The organism is Vampirovibrionales bacterium, from assembly GCA_016712355.1.
GTDB lineage: Bacteria > Cyanobacteriota > Vampirovibrionia > Vampirovibrionales > Vampirovibrionaceae > JADJRF01.
Window position 1 is genome coordinate 94386 of record JADJRF010000005.1, and the last position, 15661, is coordinate 110046.

The 15661-nt window shown below is 50.4% G+C and carries 12 protein-coding genes; 9 read left to right on the forward strand and 3 right to left on the reverse strand.

What is annotated here, in order from left to right; all coding sequences use genetic code 11:
• Positions 1-4: 4 nt before the first annotated feature.
• Both sufS and IPK79_01860 read left to right on the forward strand, forming a co-directional pair.
• Positions 5-1306, forward strand: coding sequence for a SufS family cysteine desulfurase (gene sufS / locus IPK79_01855; protein ID MBK8189176.1), 1302 nt, complete (start codon positions 5-7; stop codon positions 1304-1306).
• A gap of 14 nt (positions 1307-1320) precedes the next feature.
• The gene (locus IPK79_01860) at positions 1321-1785 is read left to right on the forward strand and encodes a SufE family protein (protein ID MBK8189177.1); all 465 of its coding nucleotides are present in this window, start codon (positions 1321-1323) and stop codon (positions 1783-1785) included.
• Positions 1786-1792: 7 nt separating this feature from the next.
• Here the strand turns inward: IPK79_01860 and IPK79_01865 are convergent, their stop codons facing one another.
• Complete coding sequence (locus tag IPK79_01865; protein MBK8189178.1) at positions 1793-2644, reverse strand: serine/threonine-protein phosphatase; 852 nt, start codon at positions 2642-2644, stop codon at positions 1793-1795.
• Positions 2637-3431, reverse strand: a complete 795-nt coding sequence (locus IPK79_01870; protein MBK8189179.1) for a class I SAM-dependent methyltransferase — start codon at positions 3429-3431, stop codon at positions 2637-2639. The genes IPK79_01865 and IPK79_01870 overlap by 8 nt, the downstream gene beginning before the upstream one ends.
• 152 nt (positions 3432-3583) lie before the next feature.
• Here IPK79_01870 and IPK79_01875 point away from each other — a divergent pair, with 152 nt between their 5' ends.
• Positions 3584-4777 (forward strand): glycosyltransferase family 9 protein, encoded by a 1194-nt coding sequence (locus tag IPK79_01875; GenBank protein MBK8189180.1) that lies wholly within the window; start codon positions 3584-3586, stop codon positions 4775-4777.
• A gap of 233 nt (positions 4778-5010) precedes the next feature.
• Positions 5011-6243 (forward strand): tyrosine-type recombinase/integrase, encoded by a 1233-nt coding sequence (locus IPK79_01880; protein ID MBK8189181.1) that lies wholly within the window; start codon positions 5011-5013, stop codon positions 6241-6243.
• Here the strand turns inward: IPK79_01880 and IPK79_01885 are convergent.
• Positions 6221-7102: a tyrosine-type recombinase/integrase gene (locus IPK79_01885; GenBank protein ID MBK8189182.1), complete on the reverse strand. Its 882-nt coding sequence runs from the start codon at positions 7100-7102 to the stop codon at positions 6221-6223. The two genes, IPK79_01880 and IPK79_01885, sit on opposite strands and share 23 nt — an antisense overlap.
• A gap of 184 nt (positions 7103-7286) precedes the next feature.
• Between IPK79_01885 and IPK79_01890 the strand changes: the two genes are divergently transcribed.
• The 5 genes from IPK79_01890 (at position 7287) to IPK79_01910 (ending at position 15649) form a co-directional block, all read left to right on the forward strand.
• On the forward strand, positions 7287-7469 hold the full coding sequence (locus IPK79_01890) for a ribbon-helix-helix protein, CopG family (protein MBK8189183.1): 183 nt from the start codon (positions 7287-7289) through the stop codon (positions 7467-7469).
• Complete coding sequence (locus tag IPK79_01895; GenBank protein ID MBK8189184.1) at positions 7466-10330, forward strand: DEAD/DEAH box helicase family protein; 2865 nt, start codon at positions 7466-7468, stop codon at positions 10328-10330. Before IPK79_01890 ends, IPK79_01895 begins: the two co-directional genes overlap by 4 nt.
• Before the next feature lie 218 nt (positions 10331-10548).
• Positions 10549-11208, forward strand: a complete 660-nt coding sequence (locus tag IPK79_01900) for an abortive infection family protein (GenBank protein ID MBK8189185.1) — start codon at positions 10549-10551, stop codon at positions 11206-11208.
• Positions 11205-12884: a site-specific DNA-methyltransferase gene (locus IPK79_01905; GenBank protein ID MBK8189186.1), complete on the forward strand. Its 1680-nt coding sequence runs from the start codon at positions 11205-11207 to the stop codon at positions 12882-12884. The genes IPK79_01900 and IPK79_01905 overlap by 4 nt, the downstream gene beginning before the upstream one ends.
• Positions 12881-15649, forward strand: coding sequence for a DEAD/DEAH box helicase family protein (locus IPK79_01910; GenBank protein ID MBK8189187.1), 2769 nt, complete (start codon positions 12881-12883; stop codon positions 15647-15649). The genes IPK79_01905 and IPK79_01910 overlap by 4 nt, the downstream gene beginning before the upstream one ends.
• The last annotated feature ends 12 nt before the right edge of the window (positions 15650-15661 follow it).

Consider the following 15661-nt stretch of genomic DNA (forward strand, 5'->3'; position numbering starts at 1 on the left):
ATGTATGAATGATACTCTTGAAAAAACGTGCTCCGGCACGCCAGCGCTAGATATTGCGAAAATCCGCGCGGATTTTCCGATTCTCAGTCGCACGTTTTATGGCAAGCCCTTGGCTTACCTCGACAACGGGGCGACAACGCACAAACCGCAAGCGGTCATTGATCGCATCAGCTATTTTTACGCACACGAGTACGGCACGGTTCGCCGAGGCGTCTATGCGCTCAGCGAAGGAGCCACGGACGCCTATCAGCACTCTCGCGAGACGATCGCGCGCTTTCTGAATGCCCGCGAGTCGGATGAAATCCTGATAACCAGCGGCGCGACCGATTCTATTAATCTGGCCGCCTGGAGCTACGGCATGGCGCATCTCGAAAAAGGCGACATAATTCTGGCCTCCGCCATGGAGCATCATGCCAATATCGTGCCATGGCAGCAGCTTTGCGAGCGTACTGGCGCCCAATTGCGGGTTATTCCGATGAATGCGCGCGGCGAATTAATGCTGGATGCGTACGAAGCCTTGCTGGCCGAAGGTCAGGTCAAGATTGTTGCTGTCGCCCATGTCTCCAACACATTAGGGACGATTAATCCTGTACGTCGGCTCGTGGAGCTCGCCCACGCCGCCGGGGCCGTCGTATTGGTGGATGGCGCGCAGGCGGCGCCCCATTTGCGGGTTGACGTTCAGGCGCTCGACTGCGATTTTTACGCCTTTTCCGGGCATAAGATTTACGGCCCCACTGGCGTAGGGATTCTTTACGCCCGCCGCAGCCTCCAAGACGCCATGATTCCGTATCGCACCGGCGGCGATATGATCGAAACTGTTTCGTTTGAACGCGTCACGTTCGCAGAGCCTCCCCGCCGATTCGAGGCAGGTACGCCGCCGATTGCCCAACTGGTTGGATTGGCCGCTGCTATTGAGTATGTGCAGAGGCAGGGACTCGACGCAATCGCCGCTTACGAACATCGCCTGTTGAGAGTTGCTACGGAGAGGCTTTGCGCCATCGAAGGCCTTCGGATTCTGGGCGAGGCGCGGATGAAAGCCAGCCTGATTTCGTTTGTCGTAGACGGCGCGCACGCGTTGGATCTGGGTACGCTACTTGATTTGGAAGGCATCGCAATTCGCACAGGACATCACTGCGCTCAGCCCGTCATGAAGGCGTTTGACGCGGCTGCTTCAGCGCGCGCCTCCTTTGCGTTTTATAATACCGAAGAGGAAATTCATCGCTTCGCTGACGCGTTAACTCAAGCGATTGCCGTCTGTCGCGGCGACGCTCCGCCGCCTACCTCAACCGGAACGCCGTTATCATGAGCCTGCTCGCCCCCATGCCCGCCCCCCCCGCCGATGCTTCTCTTCCCACCGATGCGCTGCAAGAGGCCATTGTGGCCGAATTCAGCGCGCTGGAATCGTGGGATGCCCGTTACCGTCATCTTATTGAGCTCGGACGACGCCTCCCCGCCTTCCCGCAGACGCTTCACGATGACAATCATCTGGTCCGCGGCTGTCAGTCGCAGGTCTGGATGCATGTAACGCTGAGCGATCAGGGTTACATACAACTGATCGCCGATAGTGACGCCCTGATTGTGCGCGGTCTGGTCGCCTTATTGCTACGCATTTACTCGGATCAGACGCCCGAAACGATTCTGGCGACCCGACCTACGTTTATCGAGCGCATCGAAATGAGTCGTCATATCTCCATGCAGCGCGCCAACGGCCTTGCCGCAATGATCAAACAGATTCAGCTGTATGCCCTGGCTTTTCAGTTGCAACGCGCCCAGCAGGGAAGCTGAAACGCGTTTAGATCGCTTCGATCAGGGCCACGCTCAAGTCGTCTTCCAGCGGATGGCCTTCGGTGAAGTCGGACAACGCCATCAGCATCGAATCGAGGAGTAGACTCGACGGCTTGGAGGCGTGTTCAAGAAAGAGGGCTTCGAGCGCCTCTTCGCCAAACAATTCCCGCTTGGCGTTTTTCATCTCAGATAAACCGTCTGAGAAAATCAGCGTCTTATCACCGGGGGCCATCGTAATGCGGCCCACCGGGTATTCCATATCCCGGAACCACACCAAAGGGGGACCGTTCTCAGACAAGCGCTCGATAGCGCCTGTCGCCGCGCGATAGACAAAGGGATATGGATGACCGGCGCCGCTATAGGTGAGCGCGCCATTGGCCTCATCCACCCGCGCATAGACGCCGGTAATATAATCGCCGGTTTTAATAATGCCGGACAGTTCGTTGTTTAGCTGATAGAGCAAATCGCCTGGCGTTTGAGCGCCATGAATCATCCGGTAAAAGCTGGCCTTGAAGATCGCCGTAATAAAGGCAGCAGGCACGCCATGGCCCGACACATCGGCGACTGTAACGCCAATATCGCTGTCCGCAAACTTCATAAAGTCGTAGAAATCCCCGCCCAGCGAATCACAGGGTACGTAAAGCCCTGAGACGCGAAAGCGCTCGCTCTGGTAGTGACACTTGCTGATCTGGAAATCCAGCCCGGCCGCCTCCAGCGCAGCGCGCAACTCCGGTGGCGTCGGCGTGAGTTCCGGCGGCAACAAGCTTTGTTGAAGCTGTCGCGCCACGTACAGATCTTTTTCAACTTGTCGACTACGACTCAAAATCTCTTCGTTTAACGTTTCGGTCGTTTCAGGCATGACAGGCGGTCTCCTGAGTGCGCGCAACACCAAGCGGCTTAAGGGCGATGCGTCCGGTATGATCGATGCGGTGCAGCAGTAAGGGAGCGTTTTGCGCTTGCAAATACTCATCTACCGCCTGACGCGCGCCGCGCCATTCACCGTAATCGTCGATAATCAGCGCGCCACCGCCGGAGAGGCGCGGGTATAAATGCATCAGTTCGTGACGCGTCGACTCATACCAGTCGGTATCGAGCCGAAGGAGGGCGATTTGCTCAGGCGCTTGGGACGGAAGCGTCTCTTCCACCCGACCGCGAATCAGATGAATCCGCTCGATCGGGTAACCGCTTGCTGCCATCGTACGCCGAACGTCTTCCAGAGACGCAAGGCACCATTCATTAACGCCATCGTGCCGCTGACGCGCTTGCCAATGGCGATAAGCGGATTCTCCGGTTTTAGAAACGTCCTGCTCGCCGGGTTCCGTCATCCCCTCAAACGTATCAAACAGATATAAGTCCCGATCGCGAATGCCAAGCCGTAGCAACGTCAGCGCCATGGCCATTGCGCTGCCCCCGCGCCATACGCCGCATTCGACCAGTGCGCCGGGAATCGCGTTTCGAACCACGTAACCGACCGCCTGATACAGGCTATACAGGCTAACCATGGAGGTCATGGTATAAGGCTTGGCTTGTCGAAGGAGGGCGATCGCCTCAGGCTCGATGTCCAGCGGAAGCGCGCGAGAAATTTCAAGGCCCGCGCATCGGGCGACCGCGCGCACTGCGTTGATCATCAGGTTTTTAACGGCCATCAGGCGATTACCGTGGCTCACTTCTCGGGCATTCTTCCTATCGTAACGGCCGCAGCCGCCGAGAGCCTCCCCTATCCATTTGAATCGCGCGCGACGTTCATTGCGGCCGGTCTGGGGCAATTCACAGGTCCCGGTCGCGTTAATTTATTATCATGATGCAATTCGCACATCAACTGATACAAAAACAAGCCGTCCGCCGACACAGCGACGCGGAAACCCGCATCGAGACAGGCCCTCAGCGGATCGGCTTTATTCATACAGGCTGGCTGGGCGACCATTTTCTATTTTCGCCCGTTATTCGGGCGGTGCGTGCGGTATTCCCCAAAGCACATTTAACCCTTTTTACAACCCGTCGTTACGAGACCGTCCAAGCGGTGTTAACAGGTCTGGATGAAGTCGTCTTCATCGACGCGCCTCGCCGCCAAACAGCGCTCTCTCTATGGCGTCTCCTCACCAGCGCGCGACTTGATGCGTTACTGGTGAACTACGAATTCGAGTTGCCTGCCAAGGCGCTCTCATTGGCCATGGCGTTTTCTGGAATCCCGCATCGTATTGGATGCTCACGCAATTGGTTGCGACGCCTCGCGCTAAACGCGCCGCTGCAAAACCGACTGGACGAGCAGAACGTCTACCTGTGCGACGTCTTCTATGAATTGGCGCAAACCTTGTTCGCGCGTATGGGAGCTACGCCGCCAGCGGACGGCGTCAAGGCATTTCGCCACGCCCCCCAAGCCTGTATTCCTACGTTTGTTCGCTCGCCACAGGCGGGATACTCTCCCCGACTGCTGATTCATCCCGGCACAAGCGCGGGCAGCAAGACTCAGAATTGGCCGAAATCATGGCCTCCTGAGCATTGGGCAGAATTCATCCGACAATTTCTCAAGCGCTATCCGCGTGGCAGCGTCTGCTTAACCGGCGGACCCGATGACCGTGAAGAGGTCGCGCGCATTGAACAAGCGCTCACCGCTTACCCAGACGTTGCGCGCGAGCGTTTCATCAATCTATTTGGACAAGTCACCTCGGTCGCCGATTTAGCCGCACTAATGCAAACCTGCGACGTTTTTGCAGGTTGCGATTCGTTTGCGATGCATCTTGCGCTCTATGCCGGGCTGCCCATGGTCGCTATTTTCGGGATGACCAGCGAAAAGCGATTTCTTCCCCATCCCAGCGATTCTCCAGTCCCGTTCAGGATAGCCGCCCGAGACGAGTTAACCTGCAGGCCCTGTCTGTGTATTACGCGGGAAGAAGCATGTGAGCGCCCTATTTGTCTGCAGACGCCTGTTTCAACTGTTCTGGGACATATAGAAGCGCTCGTACAAGACGCTCAACAAGCCGTTTCGGCATAATCAGGACTTTGATCCTTGGCGCAGCAGATCGGCTTGAAGTCCCTCAAAGTATTCCCAGCCGAAGCGAAACCTTTATATAAGGTTTGGGAAAGAGCGGGCGAAGGGACTCGAACCCTCGACAGTCTGCTTGGAAGCTTCGGTGCAATTAGCAAGCATCTCCAGCTTTCTGAACCTGAAAACTCAATAAAGACAAGGGGTTTCCGTGTTTAGTAAAACATAGGAGACCCAACAAAATGATAAGCAAAAATGAGGAAAAAATACAGATTTTTGACCAAAGTGGGGAGAAAGTAGGGAGGAGGTCTTCCCGAACGGTGAAAAAACTGGGGAGTCCTTCTAATACCCCCAAAGTCAAGTGTCTAGGCGATATTGACCAGATTCTGGGGAAAATAAGGGATCTTTCTCTCCACTATCTATCAGTTAGGCAGGTTGCTGAAATTTTGGGGAATGACAAAAAAACAATTGTGGATTTATGCCAAAAACGCCTGATTATGGCTGAAGAGATTCCCTATGGCACCAAGACAACCTATAAAATACCGACTCATGCCGTCATCATGTTCCTGGAAAGCCAGAAATCACTTTCGGATACGGTAAAAAAACAGATAGATGACCATACACCCTTTGTCCCCGGATGGATTGAGGCAATGGAAAACGGCATGATTCCTGGGATGAAGGGGTCTTGCACTGAACATACCATTGAGAACTATGTCCCAAGGGTTAAGAAATATTTACAGTCCTACCCGGCATTGAGCTATCAGGACGTAAAAACACATCTCAAGACGTTCCAGGATAGAACCTCCAATAAAGTCCAACAGTATCGGGCTTTAAACTCCTTCACTAGGTATCTGTTCAGTGAAGATGCCTTGGATGAGCGGAACTTTGAGAAACTAACCGGGAAAGACCTAAGACCCCAGGGCAATCCAACCCCGAAACGCCTCCGGGTTGCTTACGAAGACTATCGGGTAATGATTCTCAAAGGATATAGCTCACTGACAGACCGGGTAATTCTGCATATCCTGTTCCATACCGGAATGAGGGCCAGCGAGTTTTGTGCCATCAAGGTAGAACATCTGAATCTCGAAAAACGGGAACTATTCATTCCCAAGGCAAAAGGTCACAAGCAACGGTTACTGGGGTTGAACCGGGTAGCCTGTGCCGCCTTTGCCAAGTATCTGAAGCATTCCCCTAAAGAGATTGGGGAACTCCTCTTTCTGGACAATCTCGATCAGCAAATGGTTCATAACGGTTTGCATGCCAGAGTCAAGCGGATGGCCAAGAATGCCGGACTAGACAAGACTAAAATCACGCCTCATGCCTTTCGTCGCTCTTTTGGAACGTTCAACCTGCAAAAGGGCCGCAGTGTGAAGTCGGTTCAACTGGCGCTGGGACATTCCAAACCCTCGATTACCCTGGAAATCTATGACACCACGACCCAACAGGAGGTCGCTAATATGATGAAAAGTTGGTAAAGCGAGTGTTCATGGCCTCGATAACCTCATCCTCCGTTGTCTGGCAATAGGATCGGGTTGTCGTGATGTCTGAATGGCCGCAAGCGATTTGAAGGTAAACCAAAGGAATACCGTTTGCCACGTTAATCGTGACAAAGGCCCGTCTTAGAGCGTGGGGAGTGATTTCAACATCAACCCTACGCTCTAATTTTTTAAGCCGCCTGTAAAGCCCATTGCGTTTCAGAGGCCGCCCTGAGCCATTCAAAAGCAGTGGAGATGACTTGGGAGCAACCCCTTTTCGCCACTGTTGCAAGTATTCTTGCAAGGCGATGATCAGCCCATCTGTAATCCCGACCCGTCTTTCCTTACCCCATTTTCCCTTTCGGACGTGGATTTTTCTGGACTCAAAGTCAACGTCCCCCACCATGAGTGAACAGGCTTCAGATACTCGGAGTCCAGTGGATGCCAGAAGGATTATTATCAGGCGATCCAGGGGGTTCTTACAGCACTTAATCAGGGGAACCAGGTCTTCCGGTTTCACGGTAAGGCGTTTGGGCGGGATGTGCCGCCTCGGCTTGATCTTCCTGGCCTTGTCCAAAAACGATGAGGGCAAAGCCTTTTCGGCAATCAGAACCTTGGAAAAGCTGATAACAGCTTGGTGGATCTGGTTCTTCTTGCAGAACTGGTGGACAGGCATGGAACCGAGGTGGTCACTCAGGTTTTCATAGGAGACCTTGCCATAGATGTCCAGGAACTTAGTCACGTAGGACACGTAGCTCTTTCGGGTTTCCTCACTAAAAGGACGACCGGTCATCAAGCCGGTCGCCATCGCTCTCTGCCATTGCTCCAGGTAGTCGTGATGTTTCTTGAAGTTGAACATACGATAACCCTCTTATGGCTTGGTTTTTTCATACAAAAGACCGGTCTAAAGGCCGGTCTGGAAATCTTGGAAAAGGCTGTTGTTATGACTTCTTAACAATAAAGCGGTAACTGTTCTGTTCGATGTGTTCGAGCTATCATAATGCTGCATCGGATACAGCCGGTACAGAGAGGCTCTACTATATATGTCAAATCGTCGTAAGAACGAAAATTTGGTGCGTGTAACCTTCAACCTAGAGAAGGATGTCTACGCAGAATTTGAAGTGATGGCGGAAGAGGAGCAACTTTCGGCTGCTTGGCTGATCAGGAAGGCAATGCGGGAGTTTTTGGAGCATCATTCGACACAGAACCGGAGAACCAAGGCATGACGGCTACAGGAACAGCACAAACGCCGGAACCTTCGATAGCGGCTTATACTCCCTACCAGAGCCAGTATCTGGCTCACTTGCTCACGCTGGAGGGGAATATAGAGGATACGATTTCTAGGACTATCAAGAGCGCACGGGTCGATATGAACCCGCACCAAGTGGAGGCTGCTCTATTTGCCCTCCATTCACCGGTTTCAAAGGGTGTACTTTTGGCGGATGAAGTCGGCCTGGGTAAAACAATCGAGGCGGCTCTGGTCATTTCAGAATATTGGGCACAACGTAAGCGACATATTCTATTGATCGCTCCGGCTTCTCTACGCAAGCAGTGGAATCAAGAGTTGCTGGAGAAATTCAGCCTCCCTTCCGTTGTTCTGGATGCCGGTCGTTTCAACGCTGAGAAAAAAGCTGGCCGCATTGCTCCGTTTGATCGAACCGATGCAATCGTTATCACTTCGTATGAGTTTGCAGCCAGAAAGGCTGATGATCTGAAATCCATTAAGTGGGATTTGATTGTCTTCGACGAAGCTCACAAGCTGAGAAATGTCTATAAAAAAGATGGCGCACAACGTGCCCGAACGCTACGGGAGACTTTCCTAGACAAGAACAAAATTTTGCTGACGGCCACGCCATTACAAAATTCTCTGATGGAGCTTTACGGATTGGTGTCTGTCATCGATCAACATTTCTTTGGGAGCGAAGACGCTTTCAAGGTTCAGTATGTTGGTGCCCGTAGCGGACGGCAGAATTTTCCTGTTCTGAAAAAACGCTTGGAGATGATCTGTAAACGTACCTTGCGTAAGCAGGTTCAGGAAGCGGGATTGATACCGTTCACCAATCGCTATCCGTTGACGGAGGACTTTACCCCCTCCAATGAAGAACAACGCCTTTACGATGAAGTTTCAGCCTATCTTCAGCGCACGGACACCAAGGCTATCGGTGAAAATGGACGCCACTTGGTCGCGCTCGTTATCCGAAAGATCCTGGCGTCTTCTTCCATTGCTATTGCTGAGACCCTACGCCGGATGGTTGATCGCTTAGAGCGTTCATTAGCAGTTGATGTCTCTACCGTTGACGATTATGAGGCGTTAGATGACACGGTAGATGAATTGGAAATTGATACAGACGATCATGATGTCTCGGTTGATAAGGAGAAGCTGACCAAGGAGATCCAAGACTTAAAGGATATGCAAGCTTTGGCGATGGCGATTAAAAATAACGCCAAGGCGGATGCCCTTCTCAAGACTCTACCCGCTGCTTTGGGAGAAGTCGAGAAGCGTGGTGGACAGCGTAAAGCTGTGATTTTCACCGAATCCAGACGAACCCAGGATTATCTGAAAACACTGCTAACTGAACAGGGCTATGACGGGCAAATCGTTATGATGAACGGTTCCAACTCAGACCCGGACAGTCAGGCGATTTATCGAGCATGGCTGGAAAAGCACAAGGGCACAGAGATCGCCACTGGTTCCAAGACGGCGGATATGAAACAAGCTGTTGTCGAAGCTTTCCGAGATAACGCCACCATCCTGCTTGCCACCGAATCCGGGGCTGAGGGCATAAACCTACAATTCTGCTCCCTGGTGATCAACTACGACCTGCCCTGGAACCCGCAACGGGTCGAACAACGAATTGGCCGATGCCATCGTTATGGTCAAAAACAGGATGTCTGCGTGGTCAATTTTGTAAATACTCGGAATCGTGCAGATCAACGGGTTTACCAATTGTTGGCCGAAAAATTCCACCTCTTCGAGGGTGTGTTTGGTGCCTCCGATGAGGTGCTGGGCGAAATCGAGCGCGGCGTTGATATCGAGCAACGCATTTTTTCCATTTATCAAAACTGCCGGACAGAGGCCGATATCGAGCAAGCTTTCGATGAGTTACAGGCTAAAAAGCGTGACGAGATCGAACAGATGGACGAACAAGCCAGAAGGGCCTTGCTGGCTAGTGTGGATAGCAGCGTGGTGGACAAGTTACGTTGGCGTAATGAGGATACCGCTTCACGTCTAAGCGCCTATGAAGAAAGCCTGATGCGTTTCACACGGGCGGAATTACCTGATGCAGAGTTCCTCAACACCAAGCGTTTCGTGTATCAGGGCGAAACTTACAGCATCGAATGGCCGGAAGCCGATGAGCATGGCTGGCATTTCTACCGTATCAAAGAAGGGGAATTTGCTGAAGAATTACTGAACCGGGCCAAGGTACGGAAATTACCGCCAGTTACTCTTCGGTTTTCCTATGAAGGTTTTGATGGCAACGGACAACTGAGTGATCTACGGCCTCTACGGGGTAAGGCTGGATGGTTGAACGTAACCAAACTAACATTGGGGAGTGAAGTCACCCGTACAGAACATTTGGTACTTACTGCTTTGACAGATGACGGTCAGGCTCTGGAGACAGAGAGTTGTAGCCGTCTATTGAATCTCCCGGCAAACCAAGGAAGCGGTAGCCTGGATGGAATACCTACCGCCGAATTAGAGGAGATACAGGCTCGGCTTGTTGCGGCACGAACAACCGAGGCCGAGGTACAAAACCGTCAATTGTTCGAGGAGGAAAGCGAGAAGCTGGAAGCCTGGGCGGATGATGTGATTGAAAGCTACGAAGCCGAGATTAGGACAATGGGTAAAGAAATCCGTCAGGCACAAAAGGCCGTTCGGACTTGCGCTACGCTGGATGAAAAAGTTCAGCAGCAACGCCATGTGAAGAAGCTGCAAGGAGATCGACGAAAACTGTCGATGGAATTTTATGAGAAACAGGAAGAGATCGAGCGGGAGCAACAGTCTTTGCTTGACCGCATTGAAGCCAGTCTGCGCCTGACTCCCCAATTAGAACCGCTTTTCATAATCCGATGGGAATTGCATTGATGAATATTTCAGCAAATTCCCGCAATGCCCTAGCCTACATCATTTCAGGAGACACGATACCTGATAAACAGAAGGCTTTATCTCCCTATCGGGGAATGAAGGAAATTCGGAATTTTCTCTATGATTTTGGCGTAACAGGGCTTATCTCAACAGAAGCCGACTTGTCTCGTTATAACTACACGTTAGAGAAGCTCCGTCAGTTAAATGGCACGGACAATATACGGTTAATCATTAACCAAGCACTGGACTTCTGGACTCAGGATTTTGATACTGAGGCAGCCGCTGTTTATCTCGACGGGTTTTTGAGACGCGATGGATTTCAGGTTTCCTTAAAGAAACGCTATATCCGAATGAATGGTAACGAGGCAGAATACGAGGATTATTATGAGGTAGAGTCCTTGAATATGCCTACCTTACACACGATATCGTTGATAAGCCTTGATAAGGAATACATCACCGAACATATTGAAAAAGCGAGAACCAAAATTGACGCAGGAGATTGTGCCGGTGCCATTACCAGCGCCTATACATTGGTGGAAGGCTTCCTGAAAGAACTTCTGAAACAAACCCAGACCTCTTATAGGCGGGATGAAGGGGATATTCGGGAACTCTACAAGCTGGTTTCTGAACCTTTGAACCTGAACCCCAAGGGGGAGAATCTGGAAAGTTACCTGAAAAATATCCTCCAGGGGTTGAAAAGCCAGATTTCAGGTCTTTATGAACTGGCGAATAAAGCCAGTGATCGTCATGCCCGGCGGTATAATCCGGCACGGCACCATGCCAAGCTGGCTGTGAATGCCGCATTTTGTCTATGTGAATTTCTCCTGGATTCTTACAACTATCAGCGTGAACGCGCAGAACGGAAACAAGCTTTATGAGTAAGAAGCAGAAATTAGAATTAACATGGATTGGTAAAGACCAACGGCCAAAGCTAGAGCCACGAATTCTTCTGGAAGACAGAGAGAAAAGCTACCATGCTGAACACCGGGTAACAGAAGATGATATTTTTGATAACCGTCTAATTTTCGGGGACAACCTGCTTGCTTTGAAAGCTTTGGAGCAAGAATTTACTGGCAAAGTGAAATGCGTTTTTATCGATCCACCTTACAATACGGGCAGCGCCTTTTCGCATTACGATGACGGGATTGAGCACAGTCTTTGGCTCAGTCTGATGCGTAATCGACTGGAATTAATTCACAGCTTACTCTCTGAAGACGGGTCTTTATGGGTCACATTGGATGATAACGAAGCTCATTATTTTAGGGTAATGGTTGATGAGGTCTTTGGTCGTTCCAATTTCGTTGCAAACGTGGTGTGGCAAAAGAAATCATCTCCTCAGGCAAATGCTTTTGGAATATCTGATAGCCATGATCACATTATTGTGTATGCAAAAAATAAGTTAGTGTGGAAGCCTAATCTTTTACCGCGAACAGAAGAAGCAGATGCAAGGTATAGCAACCCAGATAATGATCCGAGAGGTCTATGGAGTTCTGGAGATTTTACTATTAGTCTCACTGGCGGACAAAGGGGTGCACAATTTGCGAGAACAGGTTTTTCAGAAAACATTTATGAACTTACTACTCCATCGGGGAGAAAGCTTATGCCAACACAGGGACGGTGTTGGGGTGCTTCACCACAAAGATACACAGAGCTTTTGGCTGAAAATCGGCTTTGGTTTGGGAGAGATGGGAATAATGTTCCAAGAATTAAACGATTTCTCAACGAGGTACAAGCAGGAATTGTTCCCATGTCTATCTGGCTCAGAACAGAGGTTGGTGATAATCAAGAAGCCAAAAGAGAGGTTAAAGAGTTTAACCAAAATGATATTTTTGCGACACCTAAGCCCGAAAGGCTTTTGCAGAGAATAATACAACTTGCTACAAATCCAAATGATCTGGTTCTTGATTCCTTTGCTGGTTCTGGAACAACAGGTGCCGTAGCTCATAAGATGGGGCGTCGCTGGATTATGGTTGAGTTGGGTGAGCATTGCCATACTCATATTATCCCGCGTCTACAAAAGGTTGTTGACGGCACTGACCAGGGTGGCATTAGTCAGACTGTAGGATGGCAGGGTGGTGGTGGTTTCCGGTACTACCGACTTGCTCCATCCCTATTACAACAAGATGCATGGGGCAATTGGATTATCAATAAGGAATATAAACCAGAAATGCTGGCTGAAGCTGTTTGCAAGCTGGCTGGCTTTACTTATGCTCCAAGCGAAACGCATTACTGGATGCATGGTTATTCCAGCGAACAGGATTTTATCTATGTCACTACGGCAAACCTGACGCACGATCAGTTACGTGCCCTCTCAGAAGAGGTAGGGGATGAACGCTCATTGATGATTTACTGCAAGGCATTCAAGGCCAATACCGATTCTTTTGACAACCTGACCATCAAAAAGATTCCCAAGTCAGTGTTGGATAAATGCGAGTGGGATAAGGATGACTACAGCCTGAATATAGCCAACCTTCAACCGGCTCCCAAGCCTGAATTGGAACTGGGACAAGAGCAACTTTCGTTATTGTCGGTTGCTGGAGGGCCTGCTAAGTGAACCGAGAAGTCAATACGATCAGCGCCCGTCTAAGCTTACGCTCACCGCAACGACAATCACTGGAAATTTTGGCTGATGTCTTGGAACAAGTGAATCTGAGCGAGACCGAAACGGCGCAAGCTCTGGAGATTATCCAGACTGCTTATCCCTCTGTAACCGACTTCGAGCGAGACTTTCCGTCCCTATGCTTTGCTTTGGCAACCGGTGTGGGTAAAACCCGGCTCATGGGAGCTTTCATCAGCTATCTGTATCTCACTAATCGTAGTCGCCACTTTTTCGTGTTGGCTCCGAACAAGACTATCTATGAGAAGTTGATTGGTGATTTCTCTCCAGAAAGCCCAAAGTACGTCTTCCGAGGCATCACGGAGTTTGCTATCACTCGGCCCATTATTATCACGGGTGACAACTACGATTCTGGTTTGGCCACACGGATTGATCCGGCAGCGCAACAGAGGACACAACAGGTTCTATCCTTGGGAGACCAGTGTTTCATCAACATTTTCAACGTCGATAAAATCAACAAGGCAGAAAACAAGCCGGGTGCCGCCAAAAGTAACACGCCTCGTATCAAGCGCCTGCAAGAGTATATCGGCGAAAGTTATTTTGATTACTTGGCCGGTCTACCGGATCTAGTGCTGTTGATGGACGAAGCTCACCGCTATCGTGGCTCTGCCGGAGCTAAGGCAATCAGTGAGCTAAAGGCTATTCTTGGCCTGGAACTGACTGCCACGCCCAAGACCACCGGCGCAAAGCCAGAACCATTCAAAAACGTGATATACAGCTATACATTGTCAGAAGCTCTTAATGATAGAGACCCTTGTGTGAAGGAACCCGCCGTTGCCACACGGGAGAATTTCAAACCTGCCGATTACAACCAGGAAGAATTGGAGCAAATCAAGCTAGAAGATGGTATCCACCACCACGAGCACGTTAAAATCGAATTGGACATTTATGCTCGTCAGAATGATAAACCACTGGTTCATCCTTTCATGCTGGTTGTGGCACAAGATACGACTCATGCCAGCGCACTGAAAGCCATGATCGAATCCAATGCCTTCTTCGAGGGGCGATATAAGGGCAAGGTCATTGAAGTCCATTCCAACCTACGGGGTGAAGAATCGGACGAAAATATGGAGCGTTTAGTAAAAGTTGAGCACGATCCCAATACGGAGATCGTTATCCACGTCAACAAGCTGAAAGAAGGTTGGGACGTAACGAATCTCTATACTATCGTTCCATTACGGACATCGGCGTCGGAAATTCTGACGGAGCAAACAATTGGTCGCGGTCTACGTTTGCCTTACGGGAAGCGTACCGGCGTTGAAGCTGTAGATCGCCTGACCGTCATTGCTCATGAACGCTTCCAGGAAGTGATTGACCGAGCCAAAGATGCGGATTCCATCATCCGTAAGGCCATTATTATCGGTGAAAATGGCGACGTTCCTTTGGGAAAACCAAAGTTGCTGGAAGTCCCCTCTTTGCTTGAAACAATGCTAACGGGCGATGAGGCCACTCCTGGGCAAGAGGCAATTGAGGTTGATGGGAAGAAGTCTCCTTCAAAATCTATTTTCGATACACCCGAAAAGCGTAAGACGGCTTCTGTCACACTAGAAGTTATTCGGCGATATGAAAAGCTAAAGGGTATTGAAGAGTTGAAAAAGCCTGAGATTCAGGCGCAGATCGCCAAGGAGGTCGAGGAGGCTCTAGCTCCAGCACAGCAAACCATCGAAGGCGTTATTGAAAAACCGGACATTCTAAGTGTGGTAGAGGCCGTAACTCAGACCGTGGTGGAACAAACCATAGAGATTCCTGAAATCGTTCTTCTTCCTACAGAGCAAGTCACCTTTGGTTTTCACGAGTTTGACTTGAAAAACCTGGATACAATCCGGCCTCAACCGGTGAGCGATAACATCGTGATGCACAATCTAGTATCAGATACCCGCTCAACCCTTCGACGGGGTGGCCCGGCTGTACGGGAAGACCGCTTGGAAGACTATTTGGTTTCCCATCTGGTCGAGCATGATGAGATTGACTATGATGACAACGCAGACTTGCTCTATAAGCTGACGGGGGAAATGGTTGGGCATATCCGGGCATATTTACCCAAGGCAGCAGACGTTGAAAATGTGGTGTTAAACCATCAACGTCAGTTGGCAGACTTTATCTATGCCCAGATGCTGGAAAATCTGTGGGAAAGCCCGACGGATTATGAGGTAAAAGTTAGCCGGGGATTTACTCTGTTGAGACCGAATGCCTTCAACCTACAGGATGGGGAGGAGCCGAGGTCATTCCGGGAACCTGTCCGTAACAAATCTGATATTCGCCGGATGGTATTCACTGGGTTTCAGCGTTGTTGTTATCCTCTTCAGAAATTTGATTCCGACTCCGAGCGGCAGTTTGCTGTCATTCTCGATGACGATACGACAGTTATGCGTTGGATGAAACCGGCTTCTGGTCAGTTCCGTATTGAGTGGAAAAACGGCCAGCCCTATTGGCCTGACTTTGTGGTGGAAACGGACACGGAAAAGCTAATCTGTGAAGTAAAAGCCAGAAACGAGCTTAAGGATCAGGATGTTCAGTTAAAGGCTGAAGCAGCTATCAGATGGTGTGAGCACGCCAGCGAGGCTGGTCGAGAGGCTGGCAAGAAGCCTTGGCGTTACTTACTCCTGCCAGACGATGATCTTGCTTCTAATAGAACGCTTCAAGGGTTAGCATCGGCTTATTCACAGTTATCGAGGAATGAAAATGTTGTCAAAGCAAATTGAGCGTTTTTGGCT